The organism is Streptococcus sanguinis (assembly GCF_050234405.1).
Lineage (GTDB): Bacteria > Bacillota > Bacilli > Lactobacillales > Streptococcaceae > Streptococcus > Streptococcus sanguinis_W.
In genome coordinates this window covers 1072834-1091942 of record NZ_CP092117.1, presented here as the reverse complement: position 1 = coordinate 1091942, position 19109 = coordinate 1072834, and the positions used below count along the sequence as shown (strand labels likewise).

At 39.9% G+C, this 19109-nt stretch carries 21 protein-coding genes and 1 pseudogene; 2 read left to right on the top strand and 20 right to left on the bottom strand.

What is annotated here, in order from left to right; all coding sequences use genetic code 11:
* Positions 1 to 68: 68 nt before the first annotated feature.
* Together trmD and rimM are read right to left on the bottom strand one after the other, a co-directional pair.
* The gene (gene trmD, locus MFP28_RS05530; RefSeq protein ID WP_002906424.1) at positions 69 to 791 is read right to left on the bottom strand and encodes a tRNA (guanosine(37)-N1)-methyltransferase TrmD; all 723 of its coding nucleotides are present in this window, start codon (positions 789 to 791) and stop codon (positions 69 to 71) included.
* Positions 781 to 1299 (bottom strand): ribosome maturation factor RimM, encoded by a 519-nt coding sequence (gene rimM, locus MFP28_RS05525; RefSeq protein WP_002906423.1) that lies wholly within the window; start codon positions 1297 to 1299, stop codon positions 781 to 783. Before rimM ends, trmD begins: the two co-directional genes overlap by 11 nt.
* 198 nt (positions 1300 to 1497) lie before the next feature.
* Here rimM and MFP28_RS05520 point away from each other — a divergent pair, with 198 nt between their 5' ends.
* Positions 1498 to 1956 carry a hypothetical protein gene (locus MFP28_RS05520; RefSeq protein ID WP_002906422.1) on the top strand — a complete coding sequence of 153 codons (459 nt, stop codon included), beginning with the start codon at positions 1498 to 1500 and terminating at the stop codon, positions 1954 to 1956.
* An 85-nt stretch (positions 1957 to 2041) separates the two neighbouring features.
* On the opposite strand, the pseudogene MFP28_RS05515 reads toward MFP28_RS05520, so the two are convergent.
* The 15 genes and pseudogenes from MFP28_RS05515 to lepA all read right to left on the bottom strand — a co-directional run bounded on the left by MFP28_RS05515 (position 2042) and on the right by lepA (position 15689).
* Positions 2042 to 2851, bottom strand: a pseudogene (locus MFP28_RS05515) (alpha/beta fold hydrolase).
* 176 nt (positions 2852 to 3027) lie between these two features.
* Positions 3028 to 3819 carry an alpha/beta fold hydrolase gene (locus MFP28_RS05510; protein ID WP_002906420.1) on the bottom strand — a complete coding sequence of 264 codons (792 nt, stop codon included), beginning with the start codon at positions 3817 to 3819 and terminating at the stop codon, positions 3028 to 3030.
* Positions 3820 to 3834: 15 nt separating this feature from the next.
* Complete coding sequence (locus MFP28_RS05505; RefSeq protein WP_002906419.1) at positions 3835 to 4383, bottom strand: putative immunity protein; 549 nt, start codon at positions 4381 to 4383, stop codon at positions 3835 to 3837.
* Between the two features lie 140 nt (positions 4384 to 4523).
* Entirely contained in the window at positions 4524 to 6296 is a 1773-nt protein-coding gene (locus MFP28_RS05500; RefSeq protein WP_002906418.1) for a hypothetical protein, read from the bottom strand.
* A gap of 79 nt (positions 6297 to 6375) precedes the next feature.
* On the bottom strand, positions 6376 to 6615 hold the full coding sequence (gene kphA / locus MFP28_RS05495) for an RNA-binding protein KphA (protein WP_002895313.1): 240 nt from the start codon (positions 6613 to 6615) through the stop codon (positions 6376 to 6378).
* 19 nt (positions 6616 to 6634) lie between these two features.
* On the bottom strand, positions 6635 to 6907 hold the full coding sequence (gene rpsP, locus MFP28_RS05490; protein ID WP_002895310.1) for a 30S ribosomal protein S16: 273 nt from the start codon (positions 6905 to 6907) through the stop codon (positions 6635 to 6637).
* Positions 6908 to 7035: 128 nt separating this feature from the next.
* Entirely contained in the window at positions 7036 to 7863 is an 828-nt protein-coding gene (locus MFP28_RS05485; protein WP_002906417.1) for a hypothetical protein, read from the bottom strand.
* Between the two features lie 11 nt (positions 7864 to 7874).
* The gene (locus MFP28_RS05480) at positions 7875 to 8564 is read right to left on the bottom strand and encodes a YjjG family noncanonical pyrimidine nucleotidase (protein WP_032916252.1); all 690 of its coding nucleotides are present in this window, start codon (positions 8562 to 8564) and stop codon (positions 7875 to 7877) included.
* 192 nt (positions 8565 to 8756) lie between these two features.
* Entirely contained in the window at positions 8757 to 9683 is a 927-nt protein-coding gene (locus MFP28_RS05475) for a hypothetical protein (protein WP_032915901.1), read from the bottom strand.
* Between the two features lie 53 nt (positions 9684 to 9736).
* Positions 9737 to 10570, bottom strand: coding sequence for an AraC family transcriptional regulator (locus MFP28_RS05470; RefSeq protein WP_002906414.1), 834 nt, complete (start codon positions 10568 to 10570; stop codon positions 9737 to 9739).
* Positions 10571 to 10659: 89 nt separating this feature from the next.
* The gene (locus tag MFP28_RS05465; protein ID WP_002906413.1) at positions 10660 to 11154 is read right to left on the bottom strand and encodes a YkgJ family cysteine cluster protein; all 495 of its coding nucleotides are present in this window, start codon (positions 11152 to 11154) and stop codon (positions 10660 to 10662) included.
* 167 nt (positions 11155 to 11321) lie between these two features.
* Entirely contained in the window at positions 11322 to 11966 is a 645-nt protein-coding gene (locus tag MFP28_RS05460) for a hypothetical protein (RefSeq protein WP_080556447.1), read from the bottom strand.
* Between the two features lie 104 nt (positions 11967 to 12070).
* Positions 12071 to 12862, bottom strand: a complete 792-nt coding sequence (pnuC, locus tag MFP28_RS05455; protein WP_002895303.1) for a nicotinamide riboside transporter PnuC — start codon at positions 12860 to 12862, stop codon at positions 12071 to 12073.
* Positions 12863 to 13190: 328 nt separating this feature from the next.
* Positions 13191 to 13823: a hypothetical protein gene (locus MFP28_RS05450; protein ID WP_002906411.1), complete on the bottom strand. Its 633-nt coding sequence runs from the start codon at positions 13821 to 13823 to the stop codon at positions 13191 to 13193.
* Between the two features lie 42 nt (positions 13824 to 13865).
* Positions 13866 to 15689, bottom strand: coding sequence for a translation elongation factor 4 (lepA, locus tag MFP28_RS05445; protein WP_032915898.1), 1824 nt, complete (start codon positions 15687 to 15689; stop codon positions 13866 to 13868).
* A 122-nt stretch (positions 15690 to 15811) separates the two neighbouring features.
* Here lepA and MFP28_RS05440 point away from each other — a divergent pair, with 122 nt between their 5' ends.
* Positions 15812 to 16627 (top strand): Cof-type HAD-IIB family hydrolase, encoded by an 816-nt coding sequence (locus tag MFP28_RS05440; protein ID WP_002906409.1) that lies wholly within the window; start codon positions 15812 to 15814, stop codon positions 16625 to 16627.
* 82 nt (positions 16628 to 16709) lie between these two features.
* Here MFP28_RS05440 and MFP28_RS05435 read toward each other — a convergent pair whose 3' ends face one another.
* From MFP28_RS05435 to hemH, 3 genes are all read right to left on the bottom strand, one after another.
* Positions 16710 to 17285: an NADPH-dependent F420 reductase gene (locus MFP28_RS05435; RefSeq protein WP_002906408.1), complete on the bottom strand. Its 576-nt coding sequence runs from the start codon at positions 17283 to 17285 to the stop codon at positions 16710 to 16712.
* A gap of 236 nt (positions 17286 to 17521) precedes the next feature.
* The gene (locus MFP28_RS05430) at positions 17522 to 17887 is read right to left on the bottom strand and encodes a TIGR02328 family protein (RefSeq protein WP_002906407.1); all 366 of its coding nucleotides are present in this window, start codon (positions 17885 to 17887) and stop codon (positions 17522 to 17524) included.
* 50 nt (positions 17888 to 17937) lie between these two features.
* Positions 17938 to 19032: a ferrochelatase gene (hemH, locus tag MFP28_RS05425; protein WP_002906405.1), complete on the bottom strand. Its 1095-nt coding sequence runs from the start codon at positions 19030 to 19032 to the stop codon at positions 17938 to 17940.
* Between the last annotated feature and the right edge of the window lie 77 nt (positions 19033 to 19109).

Below are 19109 nucleotides of genomic sequence, written 5' to 3'. Positions count from 1 at the left end.
AAAATGAGCATTTCTGTATTAAATAAAGCAAAAACTCCTAGATCCTTTCTAAGAGTTAACCTTGCTTGTCAGTCCGATTGAGCTTGTCGAATTTCTTCTAACATCGCTTCTTCTTCGGCCGTCATCTTATAGCCTTCTAGTAAGTCAGGACGTCTTAGATAGGTCTTTTTCAGACTTTCATAGAGACGCCACTTGCGGATGTTTTCATGATGGCCGCTCATAAGGACTTCCGGAACGACCATACCCCGATATTCATAAGGTCGAGTGTACTGAGGATATTCCAAGAGTCCAGATGAAAAACTATCATCTGTATGACTGACTTCCTTGCCAATAACCTCTGGAATCAGGCGAACGGTCGCATCAATCATGGTCATGGCCGCCAATTCTCCTCCAGTAAGGACATAGTCCCCAAGCGAGATCTCATCTGTCACTAAAGTCTTGATCCGCTCATCATAGCCTTCGTAATGGCCACAGATGAAAATGAGTTCTTCTTCCTTAGCCAACTCCTCAGCATAGGCTTGGTCAAAAGTCCGACCAGCAGGATCTAGCAAAATCACGCGCGGTTGCTTCTTTTCAATGGCATCATAGGCATCAAAAATAGGTTGAGCCCGTAGCAGCATACCCTGACCTCCGCCGTATGGCTCGTCATCTACATGCCGCGATTTTTCTGCCTTCTCTCGGAAATTGTGGTAGTTGATTTCTAAAAGGCCTTTTTCCCGCGCTTTACCTACAATCGAGTGCTCCAAGGGAGCAAACATCTCCGGAAAGAGAGTCAAAATATCAATTTTCATCGTCCAGTCCTTCCGGTATCTCTACATCAACGCGACCTTGCTCAATGTCAATCCCCAGTACCACTGGCGGAATGTATGGTAAAAGCAAATCACGCTTGCCTTTGCGTTTGACAACCCAGACATCATTAGCTCCTGGCTGCAGAATTTCCTTAATCCTACCAAGAAGAAGGTCATTTTCATAGACTTCAAGACCGATGATTTCATGGTAGTAAAATTCACCATCTTCCAAGTCCGTCAAATCTTCTTCTCGGACTTTCAGAGTAAAATCACGAAATTTCTCAATGTCATTGATGTGGTACATCCCCTTAAACTTGATAATATCAAAGTTCTTGACCTTACGATGACTAGCAATCTCCACATCCATGACAAACTGATCCTTCTTGTCAAACAGGGCAAGGATATTACCTTTTTTAAAACGCTCTTCTGCAAAATCCGTCACTGACAAAACCCGCATCTCACCTTGCAGACCTTGTGTATTGACGATTTTTCCAACATTAAAATAATTCATCTCGACTCCAACATATTATACTCTGCCTAGTATTTTATCATGATATAGGGGAATGTACAAGGGAGATAAGAGGGATTTCCCTTGCCTATATTTATTTGATTAAAATTGCTGTTTAATGTATAATTATACATATAGAGCCACAACACTATAAACACTCAAGTGTGTTTACGCAAAACTAGAAAGAAGTTGGTGACGACTATGGGAAAAAAGTTAAGTAAACTCCTGCTCTCTACTGCTATTCTAGCCACAACAGCCGCCAGTCTGACTGCTTTGACACAGGTCAAAAAAGGCCAAGCAATGGAAAATGAAACGAGGGAAACTAGAAATCTCTCAGCCCTTGATGAAAAAATTGCTCAAATTGACAATCGAACCATCAAGGCTTTTCTAGAATACTATGCTAGTCAGAACATGACCTCCGCATCGTCTCTTCCAATGATAGATGATCTCGAGTCCAATACTCGCATCATAGTTATTGATACTGATGATGCGGATAAAAGTTTGCCACCAGCCATCGGAACATCTGTGGACGGATCCGAAGGGCCTGTAGGTGGAACTGTTGATGCTGATGGCAAATACATTGAGTTTGATACCAGTGACCATAGCAAATCCGCAACCGTTCAGGAAATTCGAGATGCTATTGCTGAGATTCTAGGATAAAACTCTCATAAATGCGTACTAAATAGCTGAGATAAAAATCTCAGCTATTTTGCATATATATTTACTCCCGCTTTCGATATACCATTTAAAGCTTGTATACCTCTTGTCCATCACACTTCAAAAAAAGCTCAACTATCTTTTCTGACTGACTCCAATGTAAATAATGATGGCTGCTTCCGAAAATTATCTGGATATTTTGTGAAGCAAATTCGGAATCTTTATATTCTTGTTCTCGATAGGCCTGACTCAGGATAAAAATTGGGAATTGAAAAGAGATATCTAAGTTCTGAAAATCGCTTTCTGCGATACTGCAGTAATGTTGAAATCCTTCTTGTACAGATTTTAATCTATCTGAACTCCTTTCTGCCTTAGCCCATAAGATTTTAAAATCAGCTGCTGAAAAACTCTCTTGACCTATTTTTTTCAGATATTCATATCCTCCACCGAGCGTCTAAACTTTCTCCTGTAAGGATAAAAATTCGGGATAAGGATTCTGAGCTAATTCTCCATATAGAACAGAGTAAGTGGTCGGCTCAATCAAGATTAGTCCCTGACAAAACGGCTCTGACTCAGCAATTTTTACTGCTACAAGACCACTAATACTGTGCGCGCAAACAGCATACTGGAGGACTTTAAAATGCGATAAAACCTCTATAATAGATTGAACCAAATCGTCCAAAACAAAATTTTCTTGATTTTCCAGTGGGCTTTGGCCAGCATTAGGGTAATCTATTGTTAAATAGCCCCAATTTTTAGGTAACTTCCGAATGACTGGCAAAAAATTTTCATAGGTCGGCAGACTCCCTGCACCGCTTAAAAATACAGCAATCTTTTCCGCAGTTTGATAAGATACAAATAGCTGTCCTACTTTCGTTTTGATTATTCTTTCTTTCATAATGTTTCCAATCAATTCTTAAAAATATTATCTGGGCACACACTACTATCTGAGAGCTAGCTATTTTACTAGTGGAATAATGGCATACCAATACCCAAAATTATATACCAAAATTTTTTTATATTCAATAAAGCTCCGTGTTACAAGAGGCAGTTGCTAGTTTTGCCTTAGAGGTGTTAGACACTCTCTTCGAAAACCTGTTTAGCAAAGTCCTCCAGCAAAGCATTAAACTTGGCTGGTTGACATAGATTTGACGGATCAAAAGAATCAGCAATGACAACATCTTGAGCATGACTAAGATGTTTCTTAGTTGTTTTCATCATTTGGACTAATTTCCCTGAAAAATCCCCCGCCAGCAAAAGTGTAGGAATCTTGCATTTATCCAAGGCAGCACGATAATCAATGGCTTCAATTGCCCTGCGCTGCAAAACAGACTCCTCAGGTCGCATCCGGTCGAATAAATCAACAAAATAAGAGCGAGCTAAAGGCCATCGTTTATAAATCGGCAAGGTTAATAGCTTCATAAACCATGAGTATTTCACCAAAGGAGCCGTAAGTTGAGCCAGAGTATTCATCATTGGCGACAAATCCGTCGCACAAAAAGTATCGCACAAGAAAGCTCCCTTAAAGATTTGCGGATTTTGAGTCATGAGGTGCATGGTTAAGATACCGCCATAGGAAGTCCCTCCGATAATGGCTTGGCTGATACCTTCTTTTTCCAAAATCGCCAGCACATCTGCTGCCTGTATATCTAAAACCTGATCCGCCTGACAAGTCAGCTGGTTTGATTGCCCATTTCCTCGTAAATCAGGCGCAATAACCTGATAGCGATCCTTAAAAAAATCTATCTGAGGCTGAATCATGCACGAGTCAGCACTCAGACCATGCAGGAGCACAAGCGTTTCTTTATGACCTCGCCCTTCTATCCGATAGAATATCTTAGCATCAGTTCTTTCGATATGGTCCATCCTATTGCCTCCATTCTAGATTTCATTTATACTTTTCTGCCATTCTTTGGCCAGTTCTATCTGTTGCTTTCTTTCTCTGACAACTGCTTGCATATCATCTGGACTCTGCAGATTTATTACTTTCACAGCATAATCAGCCGAGACAATGGCATGACCTCGCATGTGGGCTGTTGCAACCGCTTGGGCAAAGACACGCGCGGCATACTTACTAACTGGTGATTTGGCTTGCTGCGACAGCTGCTGAGCTAAGAAACCAGCCTTTCTCAGCTCATAGGCAGAAACTTTATCCTCAAGTCGCGCCTCAAACACTTCCTGAACTTGAGTCAAGATTTGCTGTTTTTTAAGATCGTCACCAATATCTATCAGAGCTATAAATCGAGTGGCATGTTCCATTGCCCATTGAGCAAGCTGCTTCTGAGGAAGCTGAACCAAGATTTGCTCCAGTTTCAATCTTTTTTGACAATAATCAAGAATCTTGATCTTGTAAGGGCTGGGTAGACTCACTTGTCCATTCTCATAACACTCTCGTTCATGGGCGTTCCAAGCATAATCTTCTGGTTTCATTGCTTTCTCTTTCTCTATTACTAGCTAGCCTAAACTAGGTGAAAAACTCCTTTATTACTGAAAAGAGAATATTCCTAGTTTTCTTGGAGGTTTTCCAAAAATCCTTCCACATTTGACATAATTAGATAATTTTATCAAAACTACAAAATAGTATCATTGATATCTTCTAATATCTTAAAACTTAATGAGATCGTTTTATCACCTATGTTACACTGTATATTTCTATATTTTATTCTTTGCGTAATCAATTCTCTTTTATGATTTGATTGTAAAAGATTTAATAATTGTTCAACAGTTGCCTCACCAGAATACAATTGAGGCAATATATCTATAGAGTGTATATTACCTTTTTCACTAATATGAATCTTAGGAGTTCTCCTATTCATAAAATTAGAAAAATCAATCTCATCAATAATATATACTTCATCTTGTTTTGAATTATACTGACTAACATTGGACACAAACATATTTATCACTCTTTTTATATCACTACTATATATCCCAAGTTTTTTTGCCATTATTTTTTTCTCATTTTCAGTAAAATATTTAGAATTTCTTTTAAATTTTTCTATATAATTATTTAACTCAGCCTCATTCTTATAGAACTCAATGATATTAGTTGGTTGATTTTGTGTTTTAGCTTCTAGAATAACTAATGTCTCATCTTTAAAAAATATTCCGTCAATTTCATATGTCTCCCCATCAATATTCCGTTTTATCCCACCAGACTGTTTAGAAAATTGTTTTTTTGCTAAGCTGTTAATATGAATTTCAAAATTTCTTCCTTTTTGATTTATTCCAGTCTCTTTACTTTGTTGGTTTTTTGATATAACAGATAAAATTGTTCTTGAAAAATCTGTATACAAAACCAAACTAGATAGTAGAACATAAACTTCTTCAAACTCTATAAGTGGACTATCATATAAATCTCTAGAAGAAGTTTTAAAAATCAGTTGCTTAAGCAAGTATTCTGGCAGCCCTTTATCAAAAAATAGCTCTCTTAATTTGTTCTTTGAAATTACTACAATTCTTTCATCGGATTCAAAGCATAATTCGTATAAAAGCCAATAAGCATCCATCCACTGTCTTAGTTTAATACCATCATATTCTTCTTCAAAATTTTTAGTATAAAAATATTCTTTAACCTGCTTCTCTAATAATTTATATAAACTTCGTTTTTCATCAAATTTTTCTAATTTAGTATCAAAATCAAGATTGGGTTTTCTAGCCAAAAGAGCTCTAAAATCTTTTAAATCTAAATAAGTTGCCAAAGCATATAATCGTTTTATACTAAAATCACCTATCTCTTTAATATGAATTTCGTTATCATAAATCTTAAATTCAATGTCACTGTATGTCCATAAGTCAATTACTAAACTAAAAATATTTAAGCGACTAAAAATAGAAAAAATATTTTCAATTTCTGACTGAGTTAAACTAGCGCCTTTTTCCCATTTAAAGACTGTCTTTTTTCGAAGTGAATCTTTTAAAACATCTCCTAATCTTAACCAAATTTCTTCAATTCCATCACTTAAATCTGTAAGCCTGTTGTTACCATTCTTAAAAAATTCATAGTATGCTTGTGCGTAGTATAATGATGATTGTAGAATATTTTTCTTTTTGCTATCTAAAAGAGATTTTTTTTCAATCTGAATCATCTCATAAAGTTGATTCAAGATTGAGACCTCATATAGAAATTTATTTACAATCTGTTCATTCAATATAAAAAATTTCTTCACTAAAATATATTTAGCTATAAGTTTAGTACCATCACTAGAATTTCCACTTGTAAAAACCCCAGATAATTTCAATAACTTGATGTAGTCATTGACATCATGAGCCTCATATAAATGTTTATAAAATTCAACAGTATTAATTTTGTTTTTATATTTATTAATATTCCAATATTTCATAAATTTTTAAAACCATAAAATAGCAAGAAAATATCTTCCGCTCTTCACGAAAAAACGGGACACACCGGTCCCGTTCTTCTTACTTCTCATCAATAACAATGCGAACTTTTTTATATTCAGTTGGGACAGAGTAAACAATCGTCCTTATAGCGGAGATAGTACGACCTTTACGACCGATTACACGTCCAACATCACTCTGATCAAGATCCAGGTGATATTCTAAAAATTCAGGTGTATCCTCAATCTTGATAGTTAAGGCATCTGGCTGTGAAATCAAAGGTTTCACTATCGCAATAATTAGATTTTCAATCGTGTCCATATGTCAACCTACGCTTCTATTATTTAGAGTATTTTGAATCGTGGAATTTCTTCAATACGCCTTCTTTTGAAAGGATGTTGCGTACAGTATCAGAAGGTTGTGCACCATTGCCCAACCACTCAAGGATACGGTCTTCCTTCAAAGTCACTTGGTTTTCAGCTACAAGTGGGTTGTAAGTACCAACTGTTTCGATGAAACGTCCGTCACGAGGTGAACGTGAATCTGCAACATTGATACGGTAGAAAGGTTTTTTCTTAGAACCCATACGAGTCAAACGGATTTTTACTGCCATTATTAAGGTCTCTTTTCTTTATTTTTTTCTTTTGGTGAAATAGCAGAGCTATTAAGCACATGTTCTATTATAGCAGATTAAAAAAAGCTGTCAAGTTTTTTTCTTGACAGAGTTAAAATTTTTTTAGATTAGTCTTTTTGGTTGTTTAAAACTATCTGTTCAGAAAGGTTTTCATATTTTTTAAAAAACAATTTGACTGAAGCGTCTTTAGGAAAAGCACCTAAATCCATATACTTATTAATGGTCTCTGGTGCATAATACTCTGTGTCTCCACTACGACTATTATAAGACCTAGTTTTTACTTCATCTTCAGATATACTTTTCTCATCCAGCACTTGGTCTGAATGAAATTCGAAAAACCATTTTAATAGATCAGATTTATCCATTTTTTTGACAATCTCTTTTAGCTTATCATGATTTTCTGGATTATTCCTGAATTCGACTAAAAACTTACTATATAGCATGAGATATTTATTTAGGCTTTCTGAATCATCAACTTTTTTAGAGGACGAAACGCTTATAGTCTGAAATTGAGCTCTGTCAAATCCTGATTTTTGCTGGCATTCAGCTGTCATGTCATCTTCCATTTCGCCCTCAATCTCATCAATTAAGCTAGTTATTTCTTGGTTTACCAAACAATCCAGTAGCTGATCTGCTGTTCGCTCTCCGTAAAATATCTCATAAAATTCGATTTTACTGCCCTTTCGATCTGGGTGGTATTTTAGAATAGGATACTTTTGGATATCTTCCTCGGTGAAATACAAATCAATTGTCGCACCACCTCCCTCGTAATGATAACTGCCATCAGAACTAACCTTGACGGGCTGAAAAGGGAGCTTTTTAAAAAGAGCCTTCGTTGTTCGTATGCTTTCGTTGACTTCTTCTTTCTTAGCATAACAAGCAGTCAGTAGCAACAAACTGGCAAGAAGTGAAAATAAAACGAGGATTTTTTTCATTTGCAGTCTCCTTATGGGACCAAGAGTCTGATAATGTCGTCATAAGAATAGGCGGCATAGGTCGGCTGAAAAAGACTTTCATTTTCTAGCTGCTTGGGATTGTACCAGAGAGAGTCCAGTCCAGCATTATTAGCGCCAGCAATATCTGCCGTCAAGGAGTCTCCAATCATCAAAGTCTGAGACAGGGCGAAATCTGGTATCTGCTCTGCTATTTTTTCATAAAACAAAGCTTCGGGCTTCTGAGTCCCCATCTTTTCCGAGATGAAAATATGGTTAAAATAGGGCGCAATGTCGGAATGGGCCATGCGACCGTTCTGAATAGCCGTGATGCCATTGGTCGCTCCGTAAATCTCATAATCAGCTTCTGTCAGACTGTCCAAAAGCTCGCTAGCACCAGCGTAGGTTTGTCCTTGCTGAGCAATATGCTGCTGATAGAGAAGGGCTAACTCGGCGCCATCCTTCTCAATGCCAAAATGAGCGAAAAGACGAGAAAAGCGAGTATTGACTAGCTCAGGCTTGGTGATTTTACCCTGCTCCAGTTCCCGCCAAAGCCCCTTGTTCATGGGAATATAATAGTCTTTGTAGGTCTGAATCTCCGTCACGCCCTGCTCCTCCAAAAAATGAGTCAGGGCAATGTCTTCCGCTGTATCAAAATCCAGCAATGTATGGTCAAGGTCGAAAAGTAGAAATTTGTATGACAAGGTAGAAATCCTTTCTGTAATTGTAGCAGCTTCATTATACCACAAGCCATAAAAAAACCAGCCGCTCAAAAATGAACGGCTGATTTCTAATCTATTCCACTACTGGAATCCAGACTTTCATTTGATAGTTTGGTGGCTCTTGTTTTGATTCTGCTGCATTACCAAACAGCATTTTCGTTTTTCCCACTTCTTCTACTCTACTTTATAGCGAAGGCACAAATCTCTAAATTTATTATCTAGTGCTGCAATATCAAACAAGACTTCTGATAGTTTCTGGTAATCTTCCTTGATACAACATAGATGAGCTTGGCCGAACAATTTTGCTAAATTTTCTTTTAGTTCAGATCTGACCGTATCGTGGTCTTTTAAGAAGTTGCTCATGTATAGATTTCTGATAGAAGCTAATTTGAAACTAAAGTATTGATGAAGATGTTTTTGTTCTTCATTCAAGCCATTGTCCGCTACCGACTTAGCATATCTTTTGATCACATTCTCCTCGCCACGTTCATATTGTTGCTTCATCAACATAGATGTTTTCTGGTAAATCTCTTTGGAAGTAGGAGATTTGATTTTTTTAAAGTTTCCCCACATGGAGAAAGAACCTCTTTTATAGTCGATATTTTTAGCTTCCCAGGCATTCGCAAATTCTGACAAACTCATTTTCATACAAGCAAAACCCGCTGGATCATGGAAATAGATAAACTCATCATCTAGATCATAAACTGAAACAAAATGGTCCACCTCATACAAATGAATATGATTGGGATTATAAGTGAGATAACCCATGTCCAAAGGGCCAAGAACAACTGCCCCACTAAGTAAGAACTTACTTAACTTTTCTCTGATAGAGAGAAGATTCACCTCATTTGAATCCTTTATATAGTATTCATCATATGTAAAACCCAGAATGTCTAAAGAATGACTGATAGAACTATCTGGCATCCCATTATCAAAGAAGACTAGCGGGTGTTTTTCATCTTCCTTTACAATACTAGCGCCATTTCCCATTACCATAATGGCTTCCAAAAACTCAGGGCGAACATCATAACCATACGAATGCAGTACCATCGCAAGTGAATATGTATAACAAAGAGAAACGTCCCCAAAATACATCTGCATAGCATCATCCTCCTCTGTAATCAACACCTAAAAAATGACTTGCAAGCACCATTTTATTTCACCACAGGTATCCAGAGTTCTATTTGATAGTCTGGGGAGGACATATCACCCTCGGTGTAAACTTCAAAATCTGGTGCTCCTGAGTGGCGATAGCCAGTTTCTGGAAAAAAGACTTCTAAGACGTATTTCCAAGCATGGTGGATGCTGGCTGGTATAGCCCCCTTGACTGGCACGATGGCATATTCAGCTTCCGGGATTTCCTTGATTGACAGACCTAGTTCTTCTGCTTTCGCTTTATCCGTCACATCATAAGCGGCCATATAGTTGATAATTTCGCCTTCTTTAACATCAGTGCAGACGCCAAAGAATTGGCCACTGCCCAGACTTTCTAGGCTTTCAATGCTGTGATTAGCATAGAGCTGCTCCCATGCAGACGGGCACTGGCTATTGTCAATAGCTTCCAATAGGACGCCTGCTACGGTAAAAGCAGGTTTCTTTTGAATCTTGATATCCATGTTCTTTCCTCCTGTAATCTTTAAGGATAATTGAAGTCTAGGAAAGACGCGATAAGGTTTTCCATTTCGAACTTCTGAGGGAGTCGCACCATGGAATTTCTTGAAGGCTGCGCTAAAAGCATCGGCAGACTCATAGCCGTATTTCATCGCTATGTCAATGACTTTCTCAGAGCTTTCCCGCAAGTCTGTCACAGCTTCTGACAGCCTGCGATTGCGCAAGTATTCCGCTAAAGTCATATCTGCTAGGATGGAAAAGAGCCTGCTAAAGAGAGCATAAGAATAGCCCGATAGCTGCTGAAATTTCTGCAAATCCACTTCTGCGTCCAGCTTACTTTCCAGATATTCCATGGTTCGATTGAATTGATGCATCATATTCTTTTCTTCTTACCTCCTATCTATAGTCTAACAGATATAAGATACTTCTGCCCTAGAATTTTTGTACAAGATTTAGAGGGGGGATTTTACAACCTATCCCGCAGCTTCTCCACAAAGAGATAAGCCGCTGGACAGGTCAGGGTATTTTTGATTGTCAGATGATTAATCTGATGAATCTTCTTGCGGTCTGTGTGAGGGAACTCTCGGCAGGCCTTGGGACGGACATCGTAGATTGAGCAGAGATTGTCTCCACCTAAAAAAGGACAAGGCATAGCCTTGAAAACCTTGTCACCGTCTTCGTCCACCTGTAGAAACTCCTCTTCAAAAGCCGGCAGCTTCATCTTGAAATACTTGGCAATACGGACAATATCGGCATCCTTAAAGTCTGGTCCCAGCGTCTTACAGCAATTGGCACAGGCTGTACAGTCAATCTCCTCAAAGACCTCATCATGGATTTGCTGGGCAATCTTATCTAGATTTTTTGGTGGCTTTTTCTTGAGACTGGCTAAAAATTTTCGGTGCTCTTTCTGCTTCTGCAAAGCTAGTTGATGGTATTTTTCAAGGTCGATTTCTTGAGTCATATATTTTTCTTTCTGTATTCAAATTCTTTTTATTATATCATAAAATGAGCGCTCTTAAATGTTGTCAAACTTAAAGAATATTAGATATTCCATCTCACAAAAAAATCTGAGAACGAGTCCCAGATTTGCTTTTTATGAACTTAGAGAGCAATTATCAAATGCGGTCTCTAAATGCTTTTTCCACCGTCCTTGCTGACGCTCCACGTATCTTCGATATAAGGGATAAATTCATACAGAGTGTCTTCATCGCCTTCAAAGGACATCATATAGACCTTATCGCCTTGTTTGAAGACCCAAACCGTTAGGTTTTGAGTGGATTTTAAAACAACATTAATCTGAAAGGCTTCATTTCCAGCTACTGTACTCTTTGCTCCCCAAAAATCATCGACTTCCTTATTATCCTTCCAGTGGTAAGCGATCCGTTGGGCAATAGTTTCAGCGTTGAATTCTTCACCTTCTCCGATATTGGCTTTTTCTTTTGTATAAGCGTTCATCGTGACAATGTTATAGCCACTTCCATCCGTATACTGGACGCTGTCACCACCATCTACGTCTGTAAACTTAATCCAATTATCAGGAATACTGATATAGCCATAATCATCAGAGCCGACGCGCATAGTACCAGTTGTCTTTGACGAATCTTTTTCTCTACGACTACTACTGCTTGTATCGCTGTCATCTCTCAGGGAAACCCGACTGGAAGAATCAGATGCTTTCCGACTGCTATAGCTCTTAATAAGGCTACAAGAGGACAGGGAGAGGCCGGCTAAGATTATCAGGGAGAGCAGAAAGTACTTCTTTTTCATGGTCATTCCTTCCTAAATCTAATAAATTTTACTAATACTAGTTTACCATATTTTTAGGACGAAAGGAAAGAGAGACATTGTCACATCCGATTTCTTTTCCGTTTATAGGACTATGCTTTTTTAGCGGCCTTATTCCACTGGTACCATCCGACCAAGCTGTTGATTAAATAGATCAAATATTTCCCTTGAATCTGAAGACTTTCACCCCACCAGAGGTAAATAGAAAAAATATTGGTCGCTGCCCAGAAAATCCACTGTTCGCGATAAACAGCCGTCATCAAGATCTGCCCTACACCATTTGTCGCATCTGTGATTGAATCACGATAAGGACGATTGGCACCCACAGACTGATAAATCAAGCCAAAGACCAACCACCAAAGCACACTAAGCGATAGATACTTTGTCCATCCTTTGGCATCTAGCTTACGAGCAACAAACTCTTGCTTTTCTTTTTTGAACTGACCTTGGTAAATCCACACCAAGAGTCCAATTGGCTGCATGATTGTAAAGTAAAGAGTCGTCAGGACCTCGCCATAGAAACCTTTCTGCAAAGCCAAAATCAAGTAAATCACAGAATTGATCAAACCAAAGAGGTAATTGCTAGCCCGTCCTTCAGAGACGAAGATCACACAGATAATCCCAGTCAGACTACAAATCATCCCCGTCCAATCCACGATGCGATGTTCATATATCAGCTCTAGCCAGAGCGGAAAACTCCCTAGAATCAAGAGATAAACCCATTGACCTAGACTGCGATGAGCAAACAAATCGTCCCAGATAAGCTTCAAGGTACCAGAAAAGCCGAGCTTCTTCATGCTAGTCACCATTCGTTTGTAGCCACCAGACATTTCAGAAAGCGTCAGCTTCATGTTTGCGATTTTCTTTTGGATATAAGTATTCATTCTTTCTCCTTTTGTTTTTTAAGAGCCGTGTCAAATTGACTTACGGATGCAACGCTCTATTATTTTCAAACACGCACAAGATTGTCTTATGCAGTGTTCACATTTTATCATATTCCTATTTCAGAAAATGTCAAGTAAAATCCAAAAAAGATTTCCTAACGTTCGGATTTTGATAAAAGACCTACAAATTTCTGTAAGTCTTTTTACTTAGATTTGATAGTAGTCGAACGTTTTTTCTGATTTGTTACTATCTTTTTGTGAAGCATAATTAGCTTCTACACTGAAAAAACAAGAGACTTAATAAATAAGCCTCTTGTTTTTTAAACTATTATTCGCTTACTGCTCCCTTGCCATCAAGGCTCCAAGTATCTTTCATGTTTGTAATGAAATCATCAAGAGTTTCTTCGTCGCCTTCAAAGGATAGTATATAGACTTTGTCATCTTTTTGGAAAACTAATGTATTAGCAAGTTGCCCCGATTTCAGAATGATGTTTATTTGAAAGGCTTCTATTCCTGAGACAGTACTTTTAGAGCCCAACATCTTCTCAATATTATCTTTTTGACTCCAATTATAGGCTACATGCTGAGCAATTGTTTCTGCATTGAAAGTCTCACCATCTGCTACTTCAGCTTCTGCCTTGGAAACAGCATTCATGGTAACGATATTATAAGCAGAACCGTCGGTGTATTGGATAAGTCCCTCAACCTCTGCATCAAAAAATTTAATCCATTTACTTGGGATATCGATATAACCAAACTCTGGAGAACCAACACGTTTTGTTTCTTGATTGGTTTTGTTCTTGCTTTTTTTAGAAGAAGAATTTGAAGACTTCTTTTTCACTTGTGCACTGGAACTGGTTGAAGAACTAGATTGACCAGTCTTTTGTCCAGAATTGGCACACGATGCAAGAGTAAGTGAAGTTAATACCAGAACTGCTCCAAGCAGATACGAGCGTTTCATGATTTTCTCCTTTTGGGATATATTACCTAGAGAGATAAGACTTTATTCCTCATCCATACTCAGGACACTGAGGAAGGCTTCTTGTGGGACTTCGACAGATCCGATAGCTTTCATGCGTTTTTTACCGGCTTTTTGTTTTTCTAGGAGTTTGCGCTTCCGAGAAACGTCACCACCATAACACTTGGCCAAGACATTCTTACGCAGAGCCTTGATGTCTGTACGAGCCACGATTTTCTGTCCGATGGCTGCCTGGATGGGTACTTCAAACTGCTGACGAGGAATGATTTTCTTAAGCTTGTCTACAATCAGCTTACCACGCTCATAGGCAAATTCCTTGTGAACGATAAAGCTGAGAGCATCAACCTTATCGCCATTGAGGAGAATATCCATCTTCACCAGCTTGGACGAGCGATACTCAGAGATTTCATAGTCAAAGCTAGCATAGCCACGAGTAGAGGACTTGAGCTTGTCAAAGAAGTCAAAGACGATTTCAGCAAGCGGGATCTGATAGATGACATTGACCCGATTATCATCGATATAGTCCATGGTCACAAAGTCACCGCGCTTACGCTGAGCCAACTCCATCACTGCTCCGACAAATTCCTGCGGTACCATAATCTGCGCCTTGACATAAGGCTCCTCAATGGAATCAATCTTGGTCGGATCCGGAAACTCACTCGGATTGGACACATCAAGGGAAGCACCATCCGTCATATTGACCTTATAGATAACGGATGGCGCCGTCATAATCAGATCAATATTAAATTCACGCTCCAAGCGCTCCTGAATGACGTCCATGTGTAGCAAGCCTAAGAAACCACAGCGGAATCCAAATCCCAATGCCTGAGATGTTTCCGGCTCAAACTGCAGACTGGCATCGTTTAGCTGGAGCTTTTCGAGCGCCTCGCGCAGGTCATTGTATTTATTGGATTCAATCGGATAGAGACCAGCGAAGACCATAGGATTCATCTGCTTATAGCCAGCTAGTGGCTCTGCAGCTGGATTGTCCGCCAAGGTCACTGTATCCCCGACCCGGGTATCCTGTACAGTCTTGATAGAGGCTGCGATATAACCAACATCCCCTGTTGCTAGGAAATCGCGGCCAATAGCCTTAGGCGTAAAGATTCCGACCTCAGTCACGTCAAAGGTTTTACCGTTACTCATGAGCTGAATGGTATCTCCTGGCTTGACCACACCGTCCATAACCCGTACTTGCAGGATTACCCCACGATAGGCATCGTAGACTGAGTCAAAAATCAAGGCTTTTAGTGGTGCTTCAACATTTCCAGTCGGTGCTGGAACTTTCTCCACAATCTGCTCTAAAATTTCCTCAATTCCGATGCCAGCCTTGGCAGAAGCCAACACGGCTTCGCTTGCATCCAACCCAATCACGTCTTCAATTTCTGTCCGCACCCGCTCTGGGTCCGCAGCTGGAAGGTCAATCTTATTGATAACTGGCAGGATTTCCAAGTCATTGTCCAGCGCTAGATAGACATTTGCCAAGGTCTGAGCTTCAATTCCCTGAGCCGCATCCACGACCAGAATCGCCCCTTCACAGGCCGCTAGCGACCGCGATACCTCATAGGTAAAGTCCACGTGTCCCGGCGTGTCAATCAAGTGGAAAATATAGGTTTCGCCGTCCTTGGCAGTATAATTGAGCTCGATAGCATTGAGCTTAATGGTGATACCGCGCTCCCGCTCCAAGTCCATGCTGTCCAAGAGTTGGGCCTGCATTTCCCGGCTGGAAACCGTTTCGGTTGCCTCCAAAATCCGGTCAGCCAAGGTTGATTTCCCGTGGTCAATGTGGGCAATGATGGAGAAATTGCGAATCTTCTCCTGACGTTTTTTCAAATCTTCTAAATTCATTTTTCTCATCCTTTTAGGGTATTCTATTTATTATAACACAAGACCAGTGATTTTTCCTATTGACTCGGACTTTCTCTGTAAATTATGCTATACTTATCACAGAATAATTTTGGAGATAAACAATGATAAAATTACTTGCACTTGATATGGATGGAACTCTCTTGAATTCTCAAAAAAAGATTTCCCAGGCTCACATCGATGCTCTGCACCGAGCTATTGAAAAAGGAGTCAAATTGGTTCTCTGCACAGGCCGTCCCTTGGTTGGTGTCAAGCCCTATTATGACAAGCTGGGCCTTGCACAAGAAAACGAATATGTCATCGTGGACAATGGCTGCGCTACACACCAGACCAGCGACTGGAGTCTGGTGGACTGGCAAGAGCTTAGCGGTCAGGATATTCGCTATCTCTACTCCCTGTCTGAAAATAGCCCTGTCCAGCTGACTCTCTTTGATGAAGAGCATTATTTCGTTGTCGGAGAAAAAGCCAGTTCCTATGTCGTGAATGATTCTAGCTTAGTATTCACCACTCCAACCGAGATTAGCCTTGAAGAGGCTTGCAGTGGTCAACACAGAATGTTTCAAGCTATGTTTTTAGGCAGCCAAGAGCAGGTAGATGCTTTTGAAGCTGACTTTGGCCAAGAAATCTGCCAGCGTTTCAGTGGTGTTCGCTCTCAGCCGGTCATTTACGAGGCCATGCCATCTGGTGTGACCAAAGCCTTTGCCCTAGAGCGATTGGCTAAACAATTGGACGTCAATCCTCAAGAAATCATGGCAATCGGTGATGCCAATAACGACATCGAAATGCTGGACTATGCAGGTCTCGGTGTAGCTATGGGCAATGCTTCAGACCATGTCAAAAGCCTAGCCGATGCCGTCACGGATAGCTGCGAGGAAAATGGGGTTGCTACAGCTATCGAGAAGTTTATTTTGAATCCGTAAAAGTATAAATCCCCAGAAGTGAAACTTCTGAGGATTTTGTTTTCAGTCTAAGAATTAGCCTGCTTTGAGGCTAATTTTTTCTTTATTTAATAACAGCAAAACCAGCTGTCCAGTTGATTTTCTCACGTACGGCAAGTGTTATTTGCAAGAATCCCATTGCCTCTAATTCACGGGCACGTTTGAGCTCGCCCGCATCAATCGTATCTAAACCACCTTCTTGGATATATCCAGCAAGAATCTTCTTAGCTTCTTGGTCATCAGATGCCAATTGAACAGATGTTTTTGCTTTATCAGCGACTTGTTTCGAAGCAATTGTCGCCGCAAAATTTGTGTTAAAAGCTTTGACCAAACGAGCTTCAGGAATTAACTTAGCAATTTCTTCTGCTGCTGAACTCCCAGCCGGTGTAAGCAATTCATCCATATTCTCAAAGTTTACAGGGTTAGAAATATCTACTAAGATTTTTCCAGCGAGCGCTGCTTTATTAGCTTCAAGAATGCTTGCAATTGCAGCGTATGGAACAGCCAATACAACAATATCACCCGCACGTTTTGTAAGACCTTCTTTACCTACAAAATCAACTTCATGTCCACCTGAAGTGAATACACTTGCGATTGCTTGTCCCATATTTCCTTGTCCAAAAATTGTAATGTTTGCCATATTATATTCCTCCTTTTAAGTTACAAATTTTTATTGTAACATTCTTTGTTACATCTTAAATTATAACACATGGAATTGTAATGCCAATAATTACAACTCAGCAAATTTAAAAAAATTTCGAGTTCCTAAAAGTCACTGATATTTTATCACAAAAAACATATAAAAAAGGAAGAGCACTATATCTTCCTTTTTGTTGTTCTATAACCTTAACACGATGCCGTCTTGGTACTTGGAAATCAGACAATATCCATCCCCTTCTCTTTGAGATTTTCCAGGCATTCTTGCAGATAGGATGCGTCATGCTCCGGATAAATGGGATGTTCAAGCTCCTCAGCTAGCAACTCCTGGTAAGGTGGACAGGTCTTGCCACGGTATTCCTTGTCCAGCCAAAGGCTGTCTGGCTGATAGCCCCGCTTCTGCATCTCCGCCATAATCAAGAGATGATAAGCATACAGGCAATAAGGACTGTGCTCAAAAACGTAGTTGACCGTCGCATGCGGCTTGCCCCACCCTCGTCCTCGTAAGGCTGCGCATTCTCGATGCTGGCCTAAAAGCTGCTGGCGCGGAAGTCTTTCAATCAAATCTTGGTGCCAAAGTCTCACATTTTCTCCTTCTAGAATGATCTTATAAAGTCATCAACGAATATGAACAATCAACTCTTGGGCAGTTTTCCAGCTTTCTCCAACATTTTCTTGACAAAATATGGAATCTTAACATTCTCGCGGCCTTTTTTCTCAATCAGCTTCTTGACGAAATCTGGCATTTTCAGCTCTTCATCCTCTGCAAGAATCTGGCTGCTCTCCTCCGACGGCTGTAATTCATCGAAGGTTTCTTCTTCTGGAAAACATTCTTTGAAGGGTTCATGCTCATGGCGGCGGATAGTTTGAATCAGGGCGTCAATTAAACGGGCATCTGCATTGGGCATAGGCGGTCTATGATAGGCAACTCCCAGATCTTCGCAAAGTTCCTTACACTCCACGTCATTGTCAAAAAGGACCTCTATATGCTCACTGATAAAACTAATCGGCACAAAAATATAATGCTTCGGATGCGTTTCTTGCTGGCGCATGTAGTCCAGCACGTCAGGTTTGATCCAAGGGAGCCCGATGTCACTCTCGCTTTGCCAAACATTGAGATAATCCTCTTCTGTCAGACCTAACCTTTCAACAATCAAACGGGCATTGTCATAGATCTGATCAATGTAAGGATCTCCGAAATCCAATGCCAGAATAGGCACACTGTGGGCTGAGAAGAAAATCTTGAAGGTCTCTTCCCCAACCTCTTCTGTAAGAATCTTTCTCAGCTCCTCTACCCAATAATCAAGAATAGCTTCTTCCTGATACCATTCCTTAATGATATTAAAGCGGATGCGGTCACTCTGGATAAACTTCTCATAACCCATGACAGAATAGTAAGAAAAATGCGGCTCTAGGATCAAACAGATACATTCCTCAATACCATCCTCTTCCATCTGCTCAATCACATCTGGTATAAAAGAACGTGAAAATTTATTGGCAAAATAAACCGCATACTCGCCAGCCAAACGCTGACGGACCTTTTCCACCTCTTCTAGACTGATACGCTGCAGAGGCGTTCCACCAATGAGTACATAGTTATCATAGAGGGTCTGAATTTCATGGTCTTGCGGCCTGACACCGCGGCGAATGTTGGTAAAGAATTCAGCCACTCCCTCAAAGCTAATCTCCTCTGGCGAGCCAAAAGTCATCATTAGAATTGCTTTCTTCATTATCTTTCCTCTTCAGTCACTCCGAGAAAGCCAAGCTGGCTTTCCAACGACTTTCTTGTAATCACTTTCATTTTAAC